Source organism: Dulcicalothrix desertica PCC 7102 (genome assembly GCF_003991905.1).
Lineage (GTDB): Bacteria > Cyanobacteriota > Cyanobacteriia > Cyanobacteriales > Nostocaceae > Dulcicalothrix > Dulcicalothrix desertica.
Map to the genome: position 1 here is coordinate 416,748 of NZ_RSCL01000007.1, position 23,494 is coordinate 440,241.

Annotated in this window: 17 protein-coding genes and 1 pseudogene; 9 read left to right on the forward strand and 9 right to left on the reverse strand. The window is 39.1% G+C overall.

Going from position 1 to position 23,494, the window contains the following annotated elements; translation table 11 throughout:
- Positions 1–118 precede the first annotated feature (118 nt).
- Positions 119–520, reverse strand: a complete 402-nt coding sequence (locus DSM106972_RS53545; protein WP_233787068.1) for an SPFH domain-containing protein — start codon at positions 518–520, stop codon at positions 119–121.
- A 397-nt stretch (positions 521–917) separates the two neighbouring features.
- Here DSM106972_RS53545 and DSM106972_RS17490 point away from each other — a divergent pair, with 397 nt between their 5' ends.
- Positions 918–3,182, forward strand: a complete 2,265-nt coding sequence (locus DSM106972_RS17490) for a transglycosylase SLT domain-containing protein (RefSeq protein WP_233787067.1) — start codon at positions 918–920, stop codon at positions 3,180–3,182.
- Positions 3,183–3,247: 65 nt separating this feature from the next.
- On the opposite strand, the gene DSM106972_RS17495 is transcribed toward DSM106972_RS17490, so the two are convergent.
- Both DSM106972_RS17495 and DSM106972_RS17500 read right to left on the reverse strand, forming a co-directional pair.
- Positions 3,248–3,658: a PIN domain-containing protein gene (locus DSM106972_RS17495; protein ID WP_127081880.1), complete on the reverse strand. Its 411-nt coding sequence runs from the start codon at positions 3,656–3,658 to the stop codon at positions 3,248–3,250.
- On the reverse strand, positions 3,655–3,885 hold the full coding sequence (locus DSM106972_RS17500) for a hypothetical protein (protein ID WP_127081881.1): 231 nt from the start codon (positions 3,883–3,885) through the stop codon (positions 3,655–3,657). The genes DSM106972_RS17495 and DSM106972_RS17500 overlap by 4 nt, the downstream gene beginning before the upstream one ends.
- 221 nt (positions 3,886–4,106) lie before the next feature.
- On the opposite strand from DSM106972_RS17500, the gene DSM106972_RS17505 reads away from it, so the two are divergent.
- Complete coding sequence (locus DSM106972_RS17505; protein WP_127081882.1) at positions 4,107–7,211, forward strand: protein kinase domain-containing protein; 3,105 nt, start codon at positions 4,107–4,109, stop codon at positions 7,209–7,211.
- A gap of 15 nt (positions 7,212–7,226) precedes the next feature.
- Here DSM106972_RS17505 and DSM106972_RS17510 read toward each other — a convergent pair whose 3' ends face one another.
- Together DSM106972_RS17510 and DSM106972_RS17515 are read right to left on the reverse strand one after the other, a co-directional pair.
- Positions 7,227–8,051 carry an ATP-grasp domain-containing protein gene (locus DSM106972_RS17510; RefSeq protein ID WP_127081883.1) on the reverse strand — a complete coding sequence of 275 codons (825 nt, stop codon included), beginning with the start codon at positions 8,049–8,051 and terminating at the stop codon, positions 7,227–7,229.
- A gap of 9 nt (positions 8,052–8,060) precedes the next feature.
- Positions 8,061–8,434, reverse strand: a pseudogene (locus tag DSM106972_RS17515) (Uma2 family endonuclease); the annotation flags it as partial.
- A 242-nt stretch (positions 8,435–8,676) separates the two neighbouring features.
- On the opposite strand from DSM106972_RS17515, the gene DSM106972_RS17520 reads away from it, so the two are divergent.
- On the forward strand, positions 8,677–8,943 hold the full coding sequence (locus tag DSM106972_RS17520) for a type II toxin-antitoxin system HicB family antitoxin (RefSeq protein WP_233787894.1): 267 nt from the start codon (positions 8,677–8,679) through the stop codon (positions 8,941–8,943).
- A complete protein-coding gene (locus DSM106972_RS17525; RefSeq protein ID WP_127081885.1) occupies positions 8,940–9,128 on the forward strand; it encodes a type II toxin-antitoxin system HicA family toxin in 189 nt (62 codons plus the stop codon). The genes DSM106972_RS17520 and DSM106972_RS17525 overlap by 4 nt, the downstream gene beginning before the upstream one ends.
- A 195-nt stretch (positions 9,129–9,323) precedes the next feature.
- Here DSM106972_RS17525 and DSM106972_RS17530 read toward each other — a convergent pair whose 3' ends face one another.
- Together DSM106972_RS17530 and labA are read right to left on the reverse strand one after the other, a co-directional pair.
- Positions 9,324–10,925 (reverse strand): 2-isopropylmalate synthase, encoded by a 1,602-nt coding sequence (locus tag DSM106972_RS17530; protein WP_127081886.1) that lies wholly within the window; start codon positions 10,923–10,925, stop codon positions 9,324–9,326.
- A 97-nt stretch (positions 10,926–11,022) separates the two neighbouring features.
- Positions 11,023–11,547: a low amplitude/bright protein LabA gene (gene labA / locus DSM106972_RS17535; protein ID WP_019491762.1), complete on the reverse strand. Its 525-nt coding sequence runs from the start codon at positions 11,545–11,547 to the stop codon at positions 11,023–11,025.
- 850 nt (positions 11,548–12,397) lie between these two features.
- Between labA and DSM106972_RS17540 the strand changes: the two genes are divergently transcribed.
- Positions 12,398–14,731: a CHASE2 domain-containing protein gene (locus DSM106972_RS17540; protein WP_127081887.1), complete on the forward strand. Its 2,334-nt coding sequence runs from the start codon at positions 12,398–12,400 to the stop codon at positions 14,729–14,731.
- A gap of 462 nt (positions 14,732–15,193) precedes the next feature.
- Here DSM106972_RS17540 and DSM106972_RS17545 read toward each other — a convergent pair whose 3' ends face one another.
- Positions 15,194–16,600: a FecR domain-containing protein gene (locus DSM106972_RS17545; RefSeq protein WP_325052192.1), complete on the reverse strand. Its 1,407-nt coding sequence runs from the start codon at positions 16,598–16,600 to the stop codon at positions 15,194–15,196.
- A 401-nt stretch (positions 16,601–17,001) separates the two neighbouring features.
- Here DSM106972_RS17545 and DSM106972_RS17550 point away from each other — a divergent pair, with 401 nt between their 5' ends.
- The gene (locus DSM106972_RS17550) at positions 17,002–18,303 is read left to right on the forward strand and encodes a hypothetical protein (protein WP_127081888.1); all 1,302 of its coding nucleotides are present in this window, start codon (positions 17,002–17,004) and stop codon (positions 18,301–18,303) included.
- Between the two features lies 1 nt (position 18,304).
- Here the strand turns inward: DSM106972_RS17550 and DSM106972_RS17555 are convergent, their stop codons facing one another.
- A complete protein-coding gene (locus DSM106972_RS17555) occupies positions 18,305–19,120 on the reverse strand; it encodes a sulfurtransferase (protein ID WP_127081889.1) in 816 nt (271 codons plus the stop codon).
- 60 nt (positions 19,121–19,180) lie between these two features.
- Between DSM106972_RS17555 and DSM106972_RS17560 the strand changes: the two genes are divergently transcribed.
- The 3 genes from DSM106972_RS17560 to glmU all read left to right on the forward strand — a co-directional run bounded on the left by DSM106972_RS17560 (position 19,181) and on the right by glmU (position 23,427).
- Positions 19,181–20,092 carry a tRNA (5-methylaminomethyl-2-thiouridine)(34)-methyltransferase MnmD gene (locus DSM106972_RS17560; RefSeq protein WP_127081890.1) on the forward strand — a complete coding sequence of 304 codons (912 nt, stop codon included), beginning with the start codon at positions 19,181–19,183 and terminating at the stop codon, positions 20,090–20,092.
- Between the two features lie 593 nt (positions 20,093–20,685).
- Positions 20,686–21,927 carry a response regulator gene (locus DSM106972_RS17565; RefSeq protein ID WP_127081891.1) on the forward strand — a complete coding sequence of 414 codons (1,242 nt, stop codon included), beginning with the start codon at positions 20,686–20,688 and terminating at the stop codon, positions 21,925–21,927.
- A gap of 123 nt (positions 21,928–22,050) precedes the next feature.
- On the forward strand, positions 22,051–23,427 hold the full coding sequence (glmU, locus tag DSM106972_RS17570; RefSeq protein ID WP_127081892.1) for a bifunctional UDP-N-acetylglucosamine diphosphorylase/glucosamine-1-phosphate N-acetyltransferase GlmU: 1,377 nt from the start codon (positions 22,051–22,053) through the stop codon (positions 23,425–23,427).
- Positions 23,428–23,494: the final 67 nt, after the last annotated feature.

Consider the following 23,494-nt stretch of genomic DNA (forward strand, 5'->3'; position numbering starts at 1 on the left):
ACTCTAACGCGGCAGGATTCTGAGAAATTAATTTTGAAGCTTCAGCTAATTTAATCGAAGCTTCTTGTTCTGCGTCAGCTTTAATTATCCGTGCGCGTTTTTCACGAATAGCTTCCGCTTATGAAGCCATTGCACGTTGCATCGAAGTTGGAATTTCAACGTCTTTCATCTCCACGCGCTCGATAACTATACCCCACGGCTCCGTGATTTCATCGACGATTTCTTGAACTTTGACGTTTATTTTGTCGCGGTTCTGTAATACGTCATCCAAAATATTCTGACCTACAACGTTGCGTAAAGTCGTAAGTGCAGCTTGGTATACAGCAACTTGATAATTCTCTACTTTGTTAATTGCTTTCGATGGGTCGAGAATTCGGTAGAACAGAACTGCATTGACACGAATCGTAACACTATCTGCGGTTACTGTTTCTTGTGGCTCAATATTTACTGTTTTTGTGCGAATATCAACTTGTGCTTTTTGGTCGATAAATGGTAATATCCAATACATTCCTGGTCCCATAACACCCTTATTTCTACCTAAACGGAAATAACTCCGCGCTGGTATTCTCTATCAAGCTTGATTCCTGATAGGGAAAGGATTATTAAGAAAGTGAAAAATGTACCTATAAAAGTTCACAAGATGCTGAGGTGATAAATGTATATCTCTATTTTATACTTCCTCCACTCAGTGAATATTAATACTCTCTTAAAACAAATTAATAAAGATAATTTGTCAATTGATCCCCAAATTGCACGGTAGATTGTAAACTGTGTAGAGGTCACTCGGATGTTAGTTTAAGGAGATATGAATGCCAATTATAAAATTAAGATTAAAATTAAAATTTTAGAATTTGGTTCTCCTTGGCTCTAGTGATGCTAAAGTTGCATTCAATAAACGTCGTTTTCAGCGGGTTGAAATGCTGAAGAAGCTACAAAAAAAGCAAATTTCTCTGATTGCGGGTGCTGGGTTGTGTGCCTTTCTAGCTGGAGCTTTAGTTTCAGCCCCTGAGATTGGCAAAAACTTTGGTAATTTGTTTAAATCTGGTAGGGACAAACCTGAACTCCTAACAGAGGAAACAAAAGCCAAATCAGCCGTACTACCTCTGGTTGTACAATCCCCGCAGGAACGGACGGCTAAACTTGAGGCTATTGCCAAAGGTTCTCCCTCAACTGACCGCAACCGCGCACGCTATCTTTTAGCCAGCGATTTGATTGAAAGTAAAGATGCCAAAAACGCCCTAAAGCATCTTGATCAGCTCGAAAATGATTACTCACAACTGGCGCCTTATGTCATTCTCAGACAAGCACAAGCGCACGAAATGTTAGGAGAAGATGGCAAAGCGTCAGATTTACGGCAAAAGGTAATCAAAGATTATCCAACGCACCCTGCTACAGGCAAAGCGCTTTATTTGATTAGCACTAAAGAATATCAAGACCAAGCAATTGCTCAATTTCCGTCACATCCTCTAACTTGGGAAATTATCAAGAAGCGCTTGGGCGAAAATCCTAACCAACCACAATTGCAGTTAGCATTGGCAAAATACTCGTTTGACCAACCGGGTATTACTGAAGTTTTGAACAAACTTGTCAATGACCCAACTCTTAAACCCGAAGAATATGAAATTTTGGGAACTGCATTTTGGGAAAATAATGAGTTTGGTAAAGCTTCAACCGCTTACAGCAAGGCGCCTCGTACTGCTCGCAATTTATACCGTGCTGGACGCGGTTTGCAAATTGGTGGAGAGCGCGAACAAGCTGCTGCGACTTATCAGGCATTAATTAAAGAATTTCCAGAAGCGCAAGAAACCGGAACAGCGTTAATACGAATGGCAGAAATAACATCTAATAAAAAAGATGCGCTCCCATATCTTGACGCTGTTGTCAGTAAATTCCCTGATAAAGCAGGTGCCGCGCTAGTTAAAAAAATAGAAATTCTTAAATCACAAAACGATGGCAAAGGTGCAGAAACTGCACGCAAGCTATTAATTGACAAATTTGGCAATACTGAAGAAGCTGCCGAATACCGTTGGAAAGTTGCTCTCGACAAAGCCAAAGCCAAAGATTTTAAAGCTGCTTGGCAATGGGCAGAACCAATTGCTACCAACAACCCCGATAGCATTTTGGCGCCGCGAGCAAGTTTCTGGGTCGGAAAATGGGCTTCATTACTCGGTAAACAAAACGAAGCCAAACAAGCCTATGAGTACACAGTTAGTAATTTTCCATACTCATACTACGCTTGGCGTTCAGCAGGGCTTTTAGGGTTAAACGTCGGAAACTTCAACAACGTTAGAGATTTAAAACCTCAAATTGTTGAACTTGTTCGTCCTGTACCTACAGCAGGTTCAGAAACATTTAAAGAATTATACCTGTTAGGGCAAGACCGGGATGCTTGGTTACAGTGGAACACCGAATTCCAAAACAAAATGCAGCCAAGTATAAACGAGCAGTTTACCGAAGGCTTAATGCAACTTGCAAGAGGTGAAAATCTTAAAGGTATTGACACAGTTTCGACGCTCGAAGACCGTGATGCACCTGAAGATTTAGCACAATATCAAGCACTAAAAAAACAGCTTATCTATTGGCAAGCGCGCTACCCCTTCCCATATATCGACATCATCGAAAAATGGTCAGCGCAGCACAAAGTCAACCCACTGCTCGTGACAGCAGTAATGCGTCAAGAGTCCAGGTTTGAGAAAAAAGCTAAATCAACAGCAGGCGCCACAGGCTTAATGCAAGTAATGCCAGCAACGGCAGAATTCATTGCACCGCAAATTAAACAGGATATCAAGAACATACAACTTGAAAAACCTGAAGACAATATCATGCTCGGAACATGGTATCTAGGACATACCCACGACCAGTACAAAGAAAACTCACTCCTGGCAATAGCATCTTACAACGCAGGCCCTGGTAACGTATCCAAATGGTTAACAACCTTACCAAAAGACGACCCCGATAACTTCGTCGAAAACATACCCTTCGACGAAACCAAAAACTACGTTCGTCAAGTATTTGGTAACTACTGGAACTATCTGCGTTTGTACAACCCTGAAATTTCGCAAATTGTCGCGAAATACTCAGCCGAACACCCCAAACTACCCCACGAAGGTTCACAAGACCAAGCAGCAACACAACAACCTGCCGCAGAAACACAACAAAAGACCGAAAAACCCAAACAGTAGCACAAAAGGTATTAGGGAAGGCCTTTTTCTTCCCTTCACCTTTTATCTAAAATCCGCCTTATACCTTATAACTGTTGTAATAGCTGATTAATTGATAATACAGGTATGGGTGAATCTAAAAAACCCTGTTTGTCGCGCGTTAAAATTGCTTCCAACCCCTGACTCACTGCACAGGCAATTTGGACTGCATCCTCAAAATCTGCTATACCTGATGTGAATGCTGACTCCAAAATCGCTCGATTAACAGAGCAAATAATCATTGAATTCAGTACCTCTAGAACTGCCTGCCTTGCTTGCTCGATACTACGAGTATGTTTTTCAGCTAAATAAAAAATGTCTGTTAATGTTGTGGCTGTCGCATACCCAACAACACGACCAGACTTTATTGCTTGGAACAATAATTCCGCATCTTGTACAAATGGCTCTCGTTGCAATAAAAAATCTAGAATAATATTTGTATCAATTAAAACTCTCACGTCAAATACTTCTCCACCCGACGCTCTTCTAACATTGCCTCTACCTCTTCATCTGTAGGTGCGGGTTTATCTGTTTTTAATAAACCTCGCATTCGTTCAATGGCGTTCGACCTTTCAGGCAGAAAGCTGCTTGTATCTTGTAGTGATTCAACTATAGCACTTACCAATGCTAGCCGCTCACTTGGCGACAGTCTGTAAGCCTGCTCCTTAAGTTCCTGTAACGACATAGGCTGCTCCTTAAAATAGAGGTATCCATATTCTAATATGCCTGATAATGCTTTGTACTACCAGACCCGCCAATTATATTGTGTTATCCAATCGGCGCCCAGTAGATAATTTTCTCTACAACGATAATATATAAGAAGATTTTATAGAAAGTTTATAAAGTTTTGACCGTGCTGTGGGAATCCTATAAAAGAAGCGATAGTATGCAGCACAAGGTGAGAATATGCCTTTAACTTCGAGAGTCCCAGGTTATGAAATTACGGAAGTAATTTATGAAGCTGAGAATACAACAGTATATCGAGCCAAATCGCAAAAAAATAACTTGCCTGCGATTTTAAAGGTTGTAAAGGCAGAATTTTCAACCCCAGAGCAGGTTTATCGGCTAAAACGCGAGTTTAAGATTTGCGAAAACTTGAATTTGGAGGGAGTCGTCAAAGTTTACGGTCTAGAAAGCTCTGACAATCAGCTTATTCTAGTAATGGAAGATTTTGGCGGCATTAGTCTTAAAGATTTTTTCTCCACACACACTTTATCCCTAGAAATTTTTCTTCTGATAGCCATACAGTTAGCCGAGTCTTTAGCATCTTTACACTCAAGACGCATCATCCATAAAGACATTAAACCGAGCAATATCATTATTAACCCACAAACGCTACAAGTCAAAATCACTGATTTTAGTATCGCTGCAAGGTTTCAAGATGTTGAACTTAATAACTCAACTCAACTCGAAGGAACACTCTCATATATATCTCCTGAACAAACTGGACGAATAAACCGCAAAGTTGATTACCGTACTGATTTTTACTCTCTAGGTATAACATTTTACGAGCTTTTAACTGGACAGTTACCGTTTGCAAGTAATGACCCATTAGAAATTGTTTATGGACATACAGCGAAAGAGGCAACACCAATTAGAGAATTAAGTCAAAACTTATACGAGGAAATTCCCGAAGCTATTGAATCGATTATTACTAAACTTATGGCAAAGAACCCAGACGCACGTTATCAAAACGCATCTGAGTTATTAGCTGATTTACAGCAGTGTTTAAATCAGTGGAAAACCACGGATAAGCTTACAAACAAAGTAATACTATCTAATAAGATTTGTGAAGTATCGAGTACTACAACAAGCAAAGAAGTTTTAGACTTAGCGACGGTTATCAAAGCAACGAGTGCAATATCAAGCGAAATAGTTCTCGATAAATTGCTTCTGAAATTGCTGCATATTATTATTGAAAATGCTTCTGCTCAAATTGGTTGTATTATTCTCGAACGTGATAACGAGTTATTTATCGAAGTCGCTGACACAAATCAAGATATATCGCTAATTCAATTACAATCAACACCCGTCAATACTAGCAGCGATATTCCGGTTACAGTCGTTAATTATGTTGCTACAACTAAAAAACCATTAGTACTAACCGATGCGAGTCAAGAAGATATTTTTATAGAAGACTCTTATATTCTCAATAAACAACCTAAATCTATCTTATGTACACCGATTTTCTACCAAAATAAATTTCTAGGTGTTGTTTACCTAGAAAATAACCATTATACAGGCGCCTTTACCCAAGAAAGACTGCAAATTCTCCAAGTTCTGACCTCACAAGCAGCTATTGCAATAGAAAACGCACGTTTATTCAGCGCAGAACAACAAAAATCTCAACAGCTAGCTGAATCATTAAATAAACTAGCACAGCAAGAAGAACAATACCGTAACATCTTTGAAAACACCATTGACGGTTTATCTATCTACGATTTAGAGTCAGGTCAATATCTTACTGTAAACCAAGCGCTTTGTGAAATTTACGGTTATGAAGCTTCCGAATGGTCAAATATTCAACCCCTAGATTTTATTCACCCAGACTCACAACATGTACTTGCTGAGTTTCTTGATATTCTCAACGCAGGTAAAGAATTTTATTGTGAAGCTGTAGTTATTCGTAAAGATGGAACATTAATAGACGTTGAAGTCAAAGCTAATGCGATTACCTATAACGGTAGACACTGTGCATTATCAGTCTCACGTGATATTACAGAACGTAAACGAGTGGAAGCTGAACTGCGACAAAAAGAAGAACAGTATCGAGGAATTTTTGAAACAGTCACTGATGGTATTGGTATTTTTGACCTCGAAACGGGAAAGTTACTAGCGTCAAATCCTGCTTACTACACAATGCATGGTTATACTTGTGATGAATTTATACGATTAAACCCCTTAGAATATATACATCCAAACTCGCATCATTTATTTGGTGAGTGTATTAACGCTGTAAAATCAGGTAAATCATATAGTTGTCAAGCAACAGATATCCGTAAAAATCGCACTTTATTAGATATCGAAGTTAAAGGTATACCGTATTTGCTAAAAAACAGGCCTTGTATTTTAGCTGTTGTACAAGATATTACAGAACGTAAACGTACCTTAGAAGCACTCGAACAACGCTCTCAAGAACTCTCTCAAACCTTATTAAAACTCCAGCGTACCCAATCTCAACTTGTCCAAACCGAAAAAATTTCTCAACTTGGACAACTTGTAGCAGGTGTTGCCCACGAAGTAAATAACCCTGTTAGTTTTATCAACGGTAACTTAACCCATGCAAAACAATATATTGAAGACCTAGTTAACCTAGTCAATTTATACCAAGAAAAATACCCCAACCCTGACAGCGAAATAGAAACCGAAATCGAAAATATCGACCTTGACTTTTTACTCCAAGACCTCCCCAAACTAATCATCTCAATGAAATTAGGCACCGACCGCATTCGTGATATCATGCAGTCGCTTCGTAACTTTTCGCGTTCCGATACAGGTGAAAAAACTCAAATAGATATTCATCAAAGTATCGATACAACTTTAATCGTACTCTCTCACCGTCTCAAAGCAAAACCCGAACGCCCAGTAATTCAAATTATTAAACAGTATGGAAAATTACCATTAGTTCCGTGTTTTTCCGGTCAAATCAACCAAGTATTTATGAATTTACTAGCCAACGCTATCGATGCATTAGAAGACTCAAATACTGGTAAAAGTTACTTAGAAGTTGAGAAAAACCCTAATCAAATCAAAATAACCACCGAACTAGTAAACGATTCTACATCTTACATTCAAATTAAAATTGCTGATAACGCTTTAGGCATGACTGAAGAAGTCCGCCAAAAATTATTTGATGCATTCTTTACCACCAAAGTAGAAGGCAAAGGAACAGGTTTAGGACTATCAATAAGTAACCAAATCATCACAGAAACACATAATGGCAAACTAGAATGTTTTTCATCACCTGGAAAAGGCGCCGAATTTGTTATCAAACTCCCACTCACTAATTAACATATATTTACGGCTTTAAACATTACGCCACTCTCGCAAAGCAATTTTTGAAGCTTCGCTAACAACGGAACTTAAATTACAGTGGTACAAAGCTGCACACGAAAAAAAGCCAATCTCTACAATATAAGCTTTACCCTCAGAAATACAAAGGTCAAGTGCCCAAATTGAATCAGGTTGCCAACCACATGCAATAACCTCTTGAGCTAACAAATGTACCTGTTCTGGCATTCCTTCAGTATAAAAAGGTTTACCATACTGTTTATACTGAGAGGCGCCAACAATCTTCCCATCGCTAACAATAACTCGCCACTCACCATCAATTTGTCTTTCTTTTGCCACAACAACCAGTATATTTTCATCCTCAACCGGAAGGCGCCGCATAAATTCCTGTAGTACACTTATTTCCGACAGTGAATATACATTTCCAGCAAACAGCTTAAGAGGACTATCAGGACGAACGAACAAACGTTTGGTTGATTGAGCTAAATTATGAAGTCCTGGGTCTCTATTGGCAACTCGATAACATAAATCTTTCAAAGGCAAAATATAATTAGGGCTGTTTAGCAACCACTTGGATAAATACTGATAATAATTCGTACAGTAATAATTCTTAATTTCACCAATTACCCCAGGCGCCCAAGGTAAAATTAAAATTTTAGAAGCTACATGAATAGAGCCGTAAAATAATATACATTCTTCTTCTGGGAAAAAGTGTGTAAAATCTGTATCTTCTTTAGCATAATCAATGACTCTTACTTGATGTCCTTGATTTTTAATCTCTGAAACTAGTGGAATAATCGAACTTCCAAACACACCATCTTCAACAATCCAATTAACCATATTACATTAAGGCGCCCTTTCTATATAATCATCATCACTTATATGCGCTTGCCCACCTAAACTTTCATCAATTAATAACGAGACATCAGGCTGAGGTTCATATTATCTGAATCTAAACGTACCGTAACGTTATCACCTAATTCAACGCCTGGAGTAGAGACCTTGTAAGCTCCTAGCCAAATAATTAAATTTCCATGCGGTTTACCATGACTATTAAAACGCAGTGGTGATGCCACGTAGACGACTCCCTCAATTAATTCTGCTTTTTTAACATAAGGCATTGCGCTATAACGACGTTCAAATTCTTGCCGTGTAAGTCTATCACCACTTTCTAGAGGCGGCACAAAAACGTTATTATCGAATCGTTGTATTTGTGCTGTCATTTTTATTCATCCTTGAAAAGCAGCATAGTAGCTTGAATCTAACATACAACGATTTTCAAATGTATCAAAGCTAAGAAATATTTTAAGGTGCCTTTGATACAGCTAGAGCTAGCTTTGTACGCTCAAATCTACTAGCAAACGGCACCTGTGCTAATTCTTCTCTACATGTTCAATTACGAAATGCACCATAATAGGATAGTACAAACCCACGTGAAAACTACGATATGTTAACCTACAAGGCTATGTATAAGTTCCTAGATGAGGGCGTACATGGGGAGGTGTTAGATTTTCCTGGCACTATCACTTTTGCAGAAAATCTGGAAAGAGCAAGGATTTCCTTAGCAAGTGCCCTTGTTGATATGGCACTTACAAATTTAATTAATGGTGAACCTTTGCCTACACCTAATTCTTTATTAACTGATTCCGAAGCTGATATAGAAGAACCGATTCATCTTATACTTACAGGTGCTTCCCGTGTCAAAGTTGTACCAGATTTAGCTGTGTCATGAAACGTCGAGATTTAATTAGTCACTTAAGCCAGCATGGTTGTAGGTTGGTACGTGAGGGAGGAGAGCATTCTATCTGGGAAAATCCTGCTAATAACGCAAGGACTTCTATACCTCGTCATAGGGAAATATCTGATTTTACAGCAGTGAGGATATGTAAACAATTAGGAATTCCGGCGCCTTTCTAAAAAAGATAATCTTTTAAATAATATCTAAAGAGAGAATCTTGTGGCATTCGCATTCCTGCCCGTCCTTCATAAAACTTAAAACCCTCACCAAAGAACTAGAAAAATCTTTCTAAAGTCTCTGTGGTAAAAAAGAAGTTATATATAGATAAGAAATTAGGGAATGACTGCACAGGCTTTTCGGCCTGTGCCACAATATTAACTGTTGCTTGCTAATTGTGCGTGCTGGCGTTGTTGCTGACTCGAAGCATACAACCGATTCAGTGCATTCACATATGCCTGTGCTGACGCCACAATAATATCGGTATTTGCTGCATGACCCGAAAAGACTCGCCCTTCATGTTGTAAACGAATCGTTACCTCTCCAAGCGCATCAATACCCGCTGTCACAGATTGTACAGAAAACTCGATTAATTGATTAGGTACATTCGCCACGCGGTTGATAGCTTTATAAATTGCATCAACTGGCCCTGTTCCTATTGCCGCATCTGTTAACTCTTCCCCATCCGGGTTACGTAATGTAACGGTCGCAGTTGCCCGTGCATGGTCTCCACATGACACCTGTACTAATTCAAGTTTGAATAACTCCGGCGCCTGTTGAATTTCATCGTTAACTAATGCCTCTAAGTCCCAGTCGGTTATTTCTTTTTTCTTATCAGCGACTTCTTTAAATCGAACAAACGCTTTATTTAAATCTGTCTCTGTTAACTCATAACCTAATTCTTTCAACCGAGTTCTTACTGCATTACGCCCAGAATGTTTACCTAAAACTATTTGGTTCTGAGTTAATCCAATCAACTGAGCATCCATAATTTCATAGGTAAGTTTATTTTTCAAAACTCCATCTTGGTGAATACCTGACTCGTGAGCAAAAGCATTGGCGCCTACAATTGCTTTATTTGGCTGAACTAACATTCCCGTTAAACTAGATACTAAACGAGATGTCTTATATAGTTGGCGTGTATCAATATTTGTTAATGGCTCAAGAGAATTTGCAGGTCTTCCTAAGAAGGGGTTAAAATACTGCCGACGTACATGTAAACCCATGACTAATTCTTCTAATGCCGCATTACCTGCACGTTCACCAATACCATTAATTGTACATTCGAGTTGACGGGCGCCGTTTTTGACTGCTTCTAAAAAGTTCGCCACTGCCAAACCCAAGTCGTCATGACCGTGAACAGAAATTATCGCTTTGTCAATATTGGGGACATTTTCTTTTATCCCTTTTATTAATGCTCCAAACTCACTTGGTGTGGTGTAACCAACTGTATCGGGGATATTAACCGTTGTGGCGCCTGCATTAATAACTTTTTCTAATACTTCGTACAAAAACTCTGGATCAGAACGCCCAGCATCTTCGGGTGAAAACTCTATGTCATCAGTGAAAGTTTTAGCGTATGCGACCATTTCTTCTGCAACTGCCACAACTTCACTTCTAGTTTTTTTCAACTTATATTGAAGATGAATATCCGAAGTCGCTATAAAAGTGTGAATTCTTCCTTTAGCAGCACCTTTAATAGCTTCTGCTGCTGCCTTGATATCCTGGTGTCGTGCGCGTGCCAAACTACAAATAATTGGCCCGTCTTCTGTACCAACAGTTTGGGCTATTTTGCTAACTGCTGCAAAGTCACCAGGAGAAGCAAATGCAAACCCTGCTTCGATGATGTCTACACCAAGACGCGCTAGTTGCTTGGCTATGACTAGCTTCTCGTCGATGTTGAGCGTGGCACCTGGAGACTGTTCGCCGTCACGGAGTGTAGTATCAAAGATGATGATTTTGTCTGTGCTGTTATACATTTCGGTATTCTTGTTAGTTTTTAGTAGCTACAAAATATTTTCAACTGGAAGCAAACTTAATGTTTATAGGTTTTAATATTGTAAATAAATACTAAGATTAAGGACCTTCAGTTTTTTCTATAACTTCGCGAATATCGTTTAAATCAATATACCTATCCGTAGCATTACGTAGTTCTCTTGCTATCATTCCTTCTGTTGATACAACTGTTATATGAGTATTTTTAGAACGTAATAATTCAATTGCTCGTTCAAAATCACCATCACCACTAAATAAAACAACCCGGTCATATTGGTCTACAGTATTAAACATATCTACAACAATTTCGATATCTAAATTAGCTTTTTGAGAATAGCGACCGGAAGTGTCATCATAATATTCTTTCAAAATTTTAGTGCGGACAGTGTAACCTAAACTAATGAGAGCATCACGAAAACCTCTTTGGTCTTGAGGGTCTTTTAAGCCAGTGTACCAGAATGCGTTGATGAGCGTCGTTTCGGACTGTTCGTATTTAAAGTATTCTAGTACTCGTCGCGGGTCAAAAAACCAGCCATTTTTTTGTTGAGCGTAAAACATATTGTTTCCGTCTACAAAAATAGACAGACGATTCATAGTAGTACCCATAAGAAAATAACACCTACATATATAGAATAAGAATTTAGATAAAACAAGAGGTTATAGCAATTTCAAATGATTAATTTGCTCTTAACAATAAAAATACTTGACGTGTATAGCTTTTATCCTGCACTACTCCCAATTTAAATAATTTAAACATTTATTACAGTACTGCCATTGAGGTTTATACTTTTACCCAAATACATGGATAGTTATTCCCCACAATTGCAATCTACCAATAAATTAGACTTTGTAACAGCATTTAAAACTGTATATCAATCCAGTTTACTCCTAAAGAGGTATGAAATTGGCAACTGCTGTGTTTATTAACTCAAAACCCATGAATCAGGTTTATACTAAGCGCGTGACACAGTTGAGCAAGCACAGCAAGCTCCATGACAAATGGAAGCAATTTCATGTTTTGCATAAGTTGCATGTCATGAAATGCACTGCGTACATTGACAATATGCATTCAATCTCGTATTGGTAGTGCTATAGTTGCGAGTAGCAATATTTGTGGGTAACAAATTTCGCTATCCGTATCTACATCATCTATTGTTCCCAAGATTCGTCAAAAATTTGCTTCGGACACCTGATAATACGCAGAGTTTATCCCATAAGCCTTCTTTGCCTTTGAATCGCTGTATCTGTAATGTCAATAAAGCTTTGAGAACTCAGGGGTGTGTAAAGTGGCAATTCACCGCTATACTTAGAGCTTAGTTTCTGGTGACTAAGTAATGATAATGAGTATAAATTACTAATGTATAAAATATTCATATAAATATCGTTCGCAGTTTGAGCCTTTAAAGTCTGTGTAAATAAATAATTGAACTTACGTAAATCAACTAGATATTACGATATGAACGAAGAACCTACACCTACCTTAACTAAAAAATATGTCCCGGCAACAGACCAACAGTCAAGTCGAACCACGAAATCTACTTCCACGACTAACGGGCGCCAATCAAAAAAGATAGCGCGTTTGGGTCATTGGCTAGCAGGAATGTGGACGGTAGGTGCAGCGTTACTGACTATTTCCAATTTGCGATTACCGCAAATGATGGAAAATCAAGCACAATCGGCATTTTATCAACTTCGTGGCTCGATTGCACCGCCAAAAGACATCGTAATTTTGGCAATTGACGACGATTCGATATCAACACCAGCGGTATCATACGCAACTGACCCGATAAAATATGGTCATTTGGAACCTTTAAAAGGATTTCCTTACAAACGTGAAGCATACGGGCAAGTTATCGAAAAACTGGTTCAAGCAGGAGCGCGTGCTGTTGCATTAGATGTAATCTTCGACTTGCCGAGTAGTCACGGTTTAGAAGATGACCGTAAATTCCAAACGATGTTACAACGCTATGGCAGCAAAGTCGTTTTAGCTGCGTCATATGAAAATTTTGAAACTCGTAGTGGTTTTGTAACACAATTACGTTCTCCCCAAGAATTACTGCGTGTTGGTTCTGTCTCAACTGGGTCTATAACTTTCCCATTAGAGGTTGATGGCAAGATTCATCGTTTGGCGGGTGAGTATACTAAGGAACTAAAAGAAACCCAAGGTAGCTTATTAGAGAAAATACCAGATTTTAGTGTAGCGACTTTGCGGGCTGCAAATATTGACTTTCCTAAACCCAAAGGTGACCGCATTTATTTTCGTGGACCTATGGGTAGTTTTGAGCAAATTCCATTTTGGTATGTTTTTGACCAAATGTTTTGGGATAGCAATTTACAGTCAGGAAAAGTATTCAAGGACAAAATAGTACTAATTGGCGCCACGGCAACAGTAGCAAATGATTTTCATGCAGTTGCTGTAAACTGGCTATTTCCCGAACGTATGAGTGGAGTGGAAATACACGCGAATGCACTAGCAAGTCTCATGGAGGGTAATTCAGTAAAAATAGCAATCAACAGTCCTTATGGCAGTAGTTTATTTGTCTTAGCATTAGTTGGTGGAAGCGCATATTTTGTATCTCGGAATAAATACAATAGGCTTCGGGTTTTTTCTTGCTTTGGTATAGCTATTGTTTGGGGAGGCATTAATTATTTGTTGTTTATTACAAATCAATTATTTTTTCCCACAGCTGTACCTGTAACTGCACTTATTGCAATTGGGTTATCATATTTAGGTATTGAAATAGCAATTCAGCAATTACGCAAAATTCAGTTAGTTGATATTATTCAGAAAAATCCTTATTCTCGCATTGCCCAAGAGATTCTTAGTCAGCAAGAAGACCTGATAGATTTACTTAAAAAGCGTGAAATTCAAATCAGTGGAAAAATTCTTGATGGTCGTTATCGTATCGTCAAAGTATTAGGCTCAGGTGGCTTTAGTGAAACATATATAGCTGAAGATACAAGACTACCTGGTAATCCTTTATGTGTTGTCAAACAACTTCAACCAGTAAATAATAAACCTGAACAAATGGAAGTAGCGCGGCGCCTTTTTAGCTCCGAAGCTCAAACTCTTCAACAATTAGGTATATATCCTCAAATACCCCAACTTCTAGCTTATTTTGAAGAAGACGAAGAATTTTACTTAGTTCAAGAATTCATTCTTGGTAATGCGCTTAGTCAAGAATTGCCATCAGGAAAACGTCATAACCAAGCTGTTGTCATTGATATAGTGCGGGAATTATTACAAATACTAGTATTCGTGCATCAAAATGGTGTAATTCACCGTGATATCAAGCCGAGTAACATCATGCGTCGAAAAAGCGATTATAAACTTGTGCTGATAGATTTTGGCGCCGTTAAGCAAGTATCTACAAAGTTAATTGAAAGCCAGGACGATACAGCATTTACTATTGGTATTGGCACAAAAGGTTACGCACCCAGAGAACAATGCTTTGGGCGCCCGCAATATAGCAGTGATATTTACGCAGTTGGAATGATTGGCATTAAAGCATTAACAGGAACACCTCCCCATGAACTTCAGCATGATGACAACGGTGAATTAATATGGATGGAACGTGCCGAAGTTGCAACTGGCTTTGCTAACATTCTCAGTAAAATGGTGCGCGATAATTTCCAAGAACGCTATCAATCTGCATCCGAAGCTCTGAATGCATTAAATCAATTACTTTTTGCCGATAAGGTTCAATCTCTATCTTCAAATGATTCATCTATAAACACTTTATCTTTAGAAGATACAGATACTCCAACTACCCCTTGGGATGGAAATTAGCGTGGGAGCAATAGGCAAAATTTGTTGGCACAGAAACTACTTTGCTTATTTTTAATAGTTTAATAATATTACTCTAATTCAATATTGAACTAACTTAAACTCAAACGAGTTTATCCAACCAGCGAAATTTTATGACATGAACTAAAGCGTGGTCTGTGTCATCAAATATGGAGGGTAGATTGGCAACGGATGTGAAACGGATGTAACGGATAGTTGATTCGTTATTTGAAGGCGCCCTAAAAGAAAATTTTGTTTGTAACAAATAAATCATCCGTTACATCCGCTCTCATCCGTTGCCAGCCAACACCCCAAAACAAATGACACGAACCACTACTAATGGTTCGTGTCATTTATTTTAATATATTTACCTTATTAGGCGCAGAGGGCACACAGATAAGGTTAAGAGAGTTATATATTGGCGCCTACTCCCTTGCATTAATGATATAGAACCGTTATGTAAACTTAAGTACTTGGTCTAGTTGATGGGTCTGTTGTTGAATCAGACGGTGGATTTGGTACTTCAGGTTTAGGGTCTGGTACTTCAGGTTTAGGATTTGGTACTTCGGGTTTAGGGTCTGGTACTTCGGGTTTAGGATTTGGTACTTCAGGTTTAGGATTTGGTACTTCGGGTTTAGGATTTGGTACTTCGGGTTTAGGATTTGGTACTTCGGGTTTAGGATTTGGTACTTCGGGTTTAGGATTTGGTACTTCAGGTTTAGGATTTGGTACTTCAGGTTTAGGGTCTGGTACTTCGGGTTTAGGATTTGGTACTTCAGGTTTAGGATTTGGTACTTCAGGTTTAGGGTCTGGTACTTCGGGTTTGGGACTTGGTACTTCGGGTTTGGGACTTGGTACTTCGGGTTTGGGACTTGGTACTTCGGGTTTAGGACTTGGTACTTCGGGTTTGGGACTTGGTACTTCGGGTTTAGGAGTTTGGTTTACAGGTGGTTTTGTATCATCTTCTGTCGTAGAGTTATTGCGGTTATTACGCTGACTGAAATTCGGTTGAACTTGCGAATAATCTACTATGGCATCAACATTGTCACTTTCCGGTAGAGATTCTAATGTATTAGATGTTTCTTCGGGGGTTGTAGATAATTTGATAAATGATGGGTCTTTGATAGTACCTGGACCCGATATTGGTGATTGCTTGGCTAAAGCTGCTGAAGTTTCTGCTTGAACACTACTAAGCGCTGGGTCACTGGTTGCATTTGGATTTTGACGTGTTAAATCAAGTCCTCGCACTAAATCACTTGTGTCATAAAAAGTTCGCAGGTCAAAACCATATAGTCCCTGAAATTTACCCTTGACAACAACCATCATTTGCCCAGCTTGCAAAACTTGGCTGCTAGAAGCATCTTTATTAAATACTTCAATTCCACTGTTTGTAAGGGCGCCAACAATTGTAGTATCTGTAACTTTGTCATAACGTACAAACAACGCTGAACCACGAATTGCGGCAGCAGCACTTGGTGTTCTAATATTTGTTCTTCCTCGTCCTGGAGGAATCAGTAATAATACGGTACCGTTATTAAGCGTAAAATTTCTGGTTCGCGGTAAAAACTGAAATACTGCTTGTTCTCCAACTCGTGCCCAAGAACCATCGTTGAAGCGCAAATCAGCTAACGATAGTCTTCCTGTAGACAAACCATCCCCAGGTGTCATGGCATCCGAACGCTGTGCCTTACGTCTTGGCTGACGTTGGGGCATTAGCTGTACCAAGTTACGCAAATCTTGAATTACAGCCCTAGTTAAGGGTGTCTGGGCATTAGCTTGGTTCGATACAGGTATTGCTACCCCTGACAAACTAATCACCAGAAGTGGCAACAACTTACGAAACATTTGTTGCAGTTCAGAACTTTTACTCATACTCAACCAGGTAAAAACAATTCAAGGGGTAGATTTCTAGGTCTATGCTTGTTTTAACAAGTTTATATACGTATTTTTGCTTAAAAATTATCAAATCTTAAAAATCAAAAACATTCCAGCAGGCTATAAATTATTTACTAATCGCAATTTCGTTAGTCGAAATAGGTAGAACAGAGGTATGCAAATTATATAACATCAATGCTACTTAAGTATATACTTAAGTACAACCTAGACTCAACCCTGATATTAGCTGTACGTTACACTCTGTTAGATAATTGAAACTTCAATAAATAGTTTGTAGTCTGATTTTTCTAAACGATGCCGTAAAGATGCAACCAAAGAAACTTAAAAACTGTTGGTCATTGTGGATCTCACTCACTTTCAGTACTAGCTGTCAGTATATGGTAAAACTAGATGCAGCAATAGCAATAGGCGCCACACAATGGCAATTATCCCCGAATGTATCAAATATACCACCTTTTAGTGATAATGCTGTAAATTCGCATGAACAACAAACACAGACTACACAAGTGTTACCCAAGTTCCTGCCTAAGACTTATAGTCAACCCTTAAATTCAATCAATATAGAACAGCCTGATTTGGTACAGTCGGCGACTATAGTTCAATCAACCCCAGAACAGCCACAAGACAGCAGCAATGCCCAAAAGCCAGCAGAACCTCCACAAGTTGAGGCACAACCAAATGAACCTGCGGCGCCTACCCCAACGCAAATAGAACAACGTCTAGATAAACCTGATATTGACTACAGTAAAAGGTTAGAAAGCCTTATACGTCTTCTTGAGAAAAATAAGCAATCTGCGGCTGAAACTAGTAACGGAGAACTTGGACAAATTATTGCCAAACCTCAAACACCAGAACTAGGCACTATCATCGTAAAACCAGTTGAACAACCACCGCTACCAACTCAACCTCAACAACCTGCAGAAACTCCACCAAAACCATCTGAACCCATCGGTTATGTGCTAGGACGAGTTAGTTTTTTCCAAACAAACAATCTTTTTGCCTCAAAAGTAGACCCTATCGAAGACGGTTTGATATATTCTGGGGTTACACTTGCTACTGCCCCTTTACAATTAGGACCAAGGACATTTTTAAATGGTTCGTTTGATGCCAATATTATTCGCTACATCAATCAATCGGAATTTAACTACAACCAAGTACGTTTAAATGTAGATTTATATCAACAACTTACTCGCCGCATGTACGGCGAAATCGGTTGGAGCAACCAACAATTGTTTTATGCCAGAAACAGCAAACGCCTTGGATTCGCATCTGGCGACCGATTTCTTAATGAGAATTCATTCCACCTATCATTAGGACGTAGAGACTTTCTGGCGCCTTCTTGGGCACTCGACAGTTTTTACGAATTTCGCTGGAACCTAGCTGAAGTCCCCCAAAGACGTGACCGTATCACAAACTCGTTATGGCTTTCATTAAGTTATTATCTACAACAATCGCTTAACGTCGGTTTAAATTATCAACTTACTTTTTCTGACTTTACCCAGCGTAATCGCGAAGACTTGTATCATCGATTATTCACACACCTTAACTATAAAGCTACCAATAGCAGTAGTATTAGTGTTCAAAGCGGAGTAACACTAGGTAATTCTACAGAACCTAACATTAACTTCGATGGGTGGTTTTTTAGTATAAATTATAACTGGGAAATCGGCAGATTTTAAGTTAATAACTAATCCAATCACTCCAACTACCAGCATAAAGCTTTGTATTACGAAAACCCGCTAATTCTAACGATAGTAAATTTACACATGCAGTAACACCAGAACCGCAGTAAACAATAATTTCTTCGCTGTTTCTTATATCTTGCCAACGAGAAAGCTGGCCTTCAACATTAAGTAAGTACCCTGAACCATCAGTTACAGATTGCCAAGGATAGTTTACAGCACCCTCTATATGCCCAGCAATTTTATCAATAGGTTCCCTGATACCTAGGTAACGTTCTGTCTCACGGGAGTCGATTAAAACTACACCTGGCAAATCTTTACGATTCTTCACTTCGTTTATATCTACTACCATATTCGATTGGACTTGTTCAGTAAAAATAGCGTTTTGATAACTGCATGATGCTTCCCTAACTTCCGAAGTCACTGGATATGATAATGATAACCATCCACTAAACCCTCCATTTAAAACCGCAACTCTTTCATGTCCCATATAGCGCAGCAACCACCATAAACGCGCGGCAAATCCAAGTCGTGAATCGTCGTATGCTACAACTAATGTTTGGTGATTTATACCCATTTTTGATAACTTTACCGCTAACGAAGCTAAATTTGGTAAAGGATGTCTTCCTCCATGCGTACCCACTCTTGCAGAAAGGTCTTCATTTAAATCAAGATAATAGGCGCCTGGAATATGGCAATGCTTGTACTGTTGTTTTCCTAAATCTGAGTCATTGAGAGAAAATCGACAATCGATAATCACGACTTTAGAATCATTTAGATGCTCAACAAGCCAGGGAGCAGAAACCACATTCATAATTACTAGTACTTGTATTTTTATTAATTGCTAAAAATATTATCCAACTTAATGTCCGTAATGCCTGAACAATTTATCCCACAATCAACAGCAGACGGTTCTTTTACGTTCTTCTCCGAAGAATTTCAAGAGTCATATCATAGCCACTTTGGCGCCAGACAAGAAAGTTTTCAAAAATTTGTTGTTCCGACACAGCTATCCCAAAGAGCGACAAAAGTAGCAAAAGGACATTCCATCCGAATTTTAGATGTTTGCTACGGACTAGGATATAACACTGCTGCTGCACTACAAACTATTTGGCGCCAGAATCCTAACTGCCATATTGAAGTCATTGGTTTAGAGTTGAATTCATCTGTACCACGTGCAGCGAACCGTCATAATTTGTATGCTGACTGGGACTTTGAATATCTAGATATCTTGACAAAACTTGCTTCTACGTATTACGTAGAAAACGATAATCTGAAAGCATCTTTATTGATTGGCGATGCTCGAACTACAATTAAACAGGTACTAACAGAGTCATTTCAGGCAGACGCTATTTTCCTAGACCCATTTTCTCCTCCACAATGTCCACAATTGTGGACAATTGAATTTATAGGGCTTGTTTCCAAATGTCTACACCACGAAGGATTACTAGCTACTTACTCATGTTCCGCAGCAGTACGTACAGCACTTTTGCTCTCTGGTTTAATTATCGCTTCAACACCTCCTGTAGGCAGAAAAACTCCTGGTACTGTTGCAGCACATCCTGCATGTCTCCAATTACTAGACCAACAATCTCCCCTCTCAACTGCTGAACTCGAACATTTACATACACGTGCCGCAATTCCTTATCGTGACCCGTCACTTCAAGACCAAGCTCAAATCATTCTAGAACGGCGCCGACAAGAACAAAAGTCGAGTACGCTTGAAACCACGTCTCAGGCTCGAAAGCGCTGGTCATCAAGAAATCTAAATACTGAAAATTTATAGTATATTATTATACAAACGCCTGAAATTTTAATCGAGTATATAAAGTGATTGTGATCAGAATCACAGTAAAAGTGAATAAATGATCACTGCGACAAATAACTTTACAATAGTTTGATAATTGCTAATAATTTTTATGGGAAAATACATAAGTTGCTTATCAAAAAAGAAATACTGTATTGTTTAGTTAGAGCCAAAAAATAAATTTAATAAGACAACCGAGTTATTTTGCACAGTCATGCGAACAAATCTCCGTATAAAACCTGATTTAAGATTTGCTCAAATTGCCCATACTAGAAAGATAGGTGGGGAATATTGACCACAATTTTCTCAGATGCCTTAAAAAGATGAGAAACGCGCTGATTTTGCTTAAACATAAATAGATTAAGTTTGCGTTGTATTGTAAGGCTATACAAGTGGTAAGAATTTATAAAGGTGATAAGTACCAAAAGTCAAGTGTCATTTATATATGATAATTGACAATTAGTAAGTTCTGACTTAACGTGAAAGATTACAGTATGACGTGAGACTATTTAAAAGCAAGCAGAACAGTACAGTATATAAATTTAAATTGTTTTAAGAATTGGAGCGCCTCTGTGGTTTTGAAATCCAATTATACAGGTTCTACCGAAAGAGTTACGAGTGGGTCAAACCCCTCAGAGACAATAAATGATATCGGTTCAAATAAGGCTTTAGGATTGCAAAAAGCGCAAACTTACTCCTTGGGCTTATCAAAACAAGACCTTATGGTTGAAAAAGTTGAAGCCATATCATCTTGGACAAACCAAAAGGCTGATTCAGGTCATGAATCATTGGTTTCAAGAAAGCAGCACGCCGAATCACAAGTGGATATATTTGATGGTGATACACCAAAAATCCTCGTCGTTGATGACCATGCAGCTAGTCGAATGACATCTGTGGCTTTATTAGCGATGGAGGGTTATGAAATTATTGAAGCCGATAGCGGTTTTAGTGCAATAGAACTTATTGCCCATTCGTCACCAGACTTAATACTGCTTGATGTCATGATGCCAGAAATGGACGGGTTTGAAGTTTGCCAACGAATCAAGCAAAACGAGCAAACCCGATTGATTCCTGTGATTTTTATTACAGCTTTAAACGATAGACATTCTCGTATTCGCGGTATCGAAGTTGGAGCAGACGACTTTTTAACTAAACCCTTTGACCGTTTAGAATTAGCAGCGCGCGTAAAATCGCTAGTGCGACAAAAGCGTTTGAACGAAGACCTTGATCATGCCGAAAAAGTATTATTTTCAATAGCACGGGCAATTGAGAGTCGCGACCCAAATACAGGGGATCACTGCGAACGCTTAATACAGTTGGGTAAAGCATTTGGTGAATATCTGAAACTCTCGCGTAATGAAATTCGCGATTTAATGTGGGGAGGCAACCTACATGATATTGGTAAAGTTGGTATCCCCGATGCGATATTGCTCAAGCAGGGCAAGCTGACAGATGAAGAATGGAAGACAATGCGTCTACACGTCTTGATTGGGGAACAAATTTGTCAACCTTTGCGTAGTACACGTGGGGTAATACCAATTATTAGACACCATCATGAGCGATGGGATGGTTCGGGGTATCCTGATGGTCTTAAAGGGGATGAAATACCCAAATTGGCACAAATTTTTCAAATTATTGATATTTATGATGCTTTAACGAGTGAACGTCCTTACAAAAAGGCTTATACATCAGAAGAAGCGCTATCTACGATGGAAGAAGAAACCAAACGAGGTTGGCGTAATCCTGAATTAATGAAGAAATTTGCTGACTTTATTCGCTCCTGGCAATCAAATCCAGAAATTAAATCCAACTAAATCGAAATGTAAGCGGTTAACATTTCGGTTATGGATGATTAGCTGGTATTATTTGAGCCTGAACGAAGAAAGCGGAGTATCTCCAGCTTTGATAAGCAATTCACACATCCAGTATCGCTAATTATGGTAGTAGTAGCAATTTTGGCGGCGGGACGCGGCACAAGAATGAAATCCAGCCTGCCCAAGGTTTTACATAAATTAGGTGGGCTATCGCTTGTCGAGCGAGTCTTAAATAGCGTTGATCAGACGCAACCTATAAGGCGGATAATAATAGTAGGGTACCAAGCTGAGTTCGTCAAAACTGCGATGGCGCCAATACCCAATATAGAGTTTGTTGAGCAAACTCAGCAGTTGGGAACAGGGCACGCCATCCAACAGCTACTACCGCATCTGGAAGGTTATGAGGGTGACTTACTAGTTTTAAATGGGGATGTACCATTACTGCGCCCTGAAACATTAAGTAATCTCTTGCAAACCCATCGAGAGAATCAAAATGCTGCAACTATTCTGACCGCGCATTTGCCCGACCCTAAAGGTTATGGGCGTGTTTTTTGTGATGGTGATGGTGGTAAAAAATTTGTGCAGCAAATGGTTGAAGACAAAGATTGTACAGCAGAGCAAAAGCTATGTACTCGCATTAATGCAGGAATATACTGTTTTCGCTGGCAAGATTTAGCACAAGTACTACCTCACTTACAGGCAAATAACGCTCAGAAAGAATATTATTTAACAGATGCGGTTACACAAGTTTCACCAGTAATGGCGGTAGATGTCGAAGATTACCAAGAAATTTTAGGTATTAACGACCGACTTCAATTAGCAGGCGCCTACGAGATATTGCAAAACCGAATAAAAAATCAGTGGATGGCAGCGGGTGTAACAATAGTTGACCCAAGTAGCGTCACAATCGATGAGACCGTCGAGTTATACCCAGATGTAATTATTGAGCCGCAAACCCACCTGCGAGGTTCAACGATAATTCATACAGGTTCTACAATTGGGCCAGGAAGTTTAATAGAAAACAGTCAAATTGGTGAAAACGTTTCAGTACAGTTTTCAGTAATTACTGATAGTAGTGTTGCAGCGGGTGTTCGCATTGGACCCTACGCCCACTTACGTGGTCATGCTCATGTTGGTGAAGGGTGCCGCATTGGTAATTTTGTAGAATTAAAAAATACTAAATTGGGCACAAAAACGAACGTTGCTCACCTTTCATACTTAGGTGACACAACAACAGGCACCAAAGTAAACATAGGCGCCGGAACCATCACCGCGAACTACGACGGCTTCAAAAAACACCCAACTACAATTGGTGACAACACAAAAACAGGTTCCAATAGCGTTTTGGTGGCGCCACTTAACCTTGGTTCAAACGTATACATAGCCGCAGGTTCAACAATAGCTCAAGACATTCCAGACGACTGCCTAGTAATAGCGCGTCCCCAACCAGTCCTCAAACCCGGTTGGGTATCAAAAAAACAAAATGAAATGAACAGTTAAAAGTTAGAAAACGTATAAACTGTCATTCTGAGCGTAGCGAAGAATCTCTTAAAAGTTGGAATGTTAT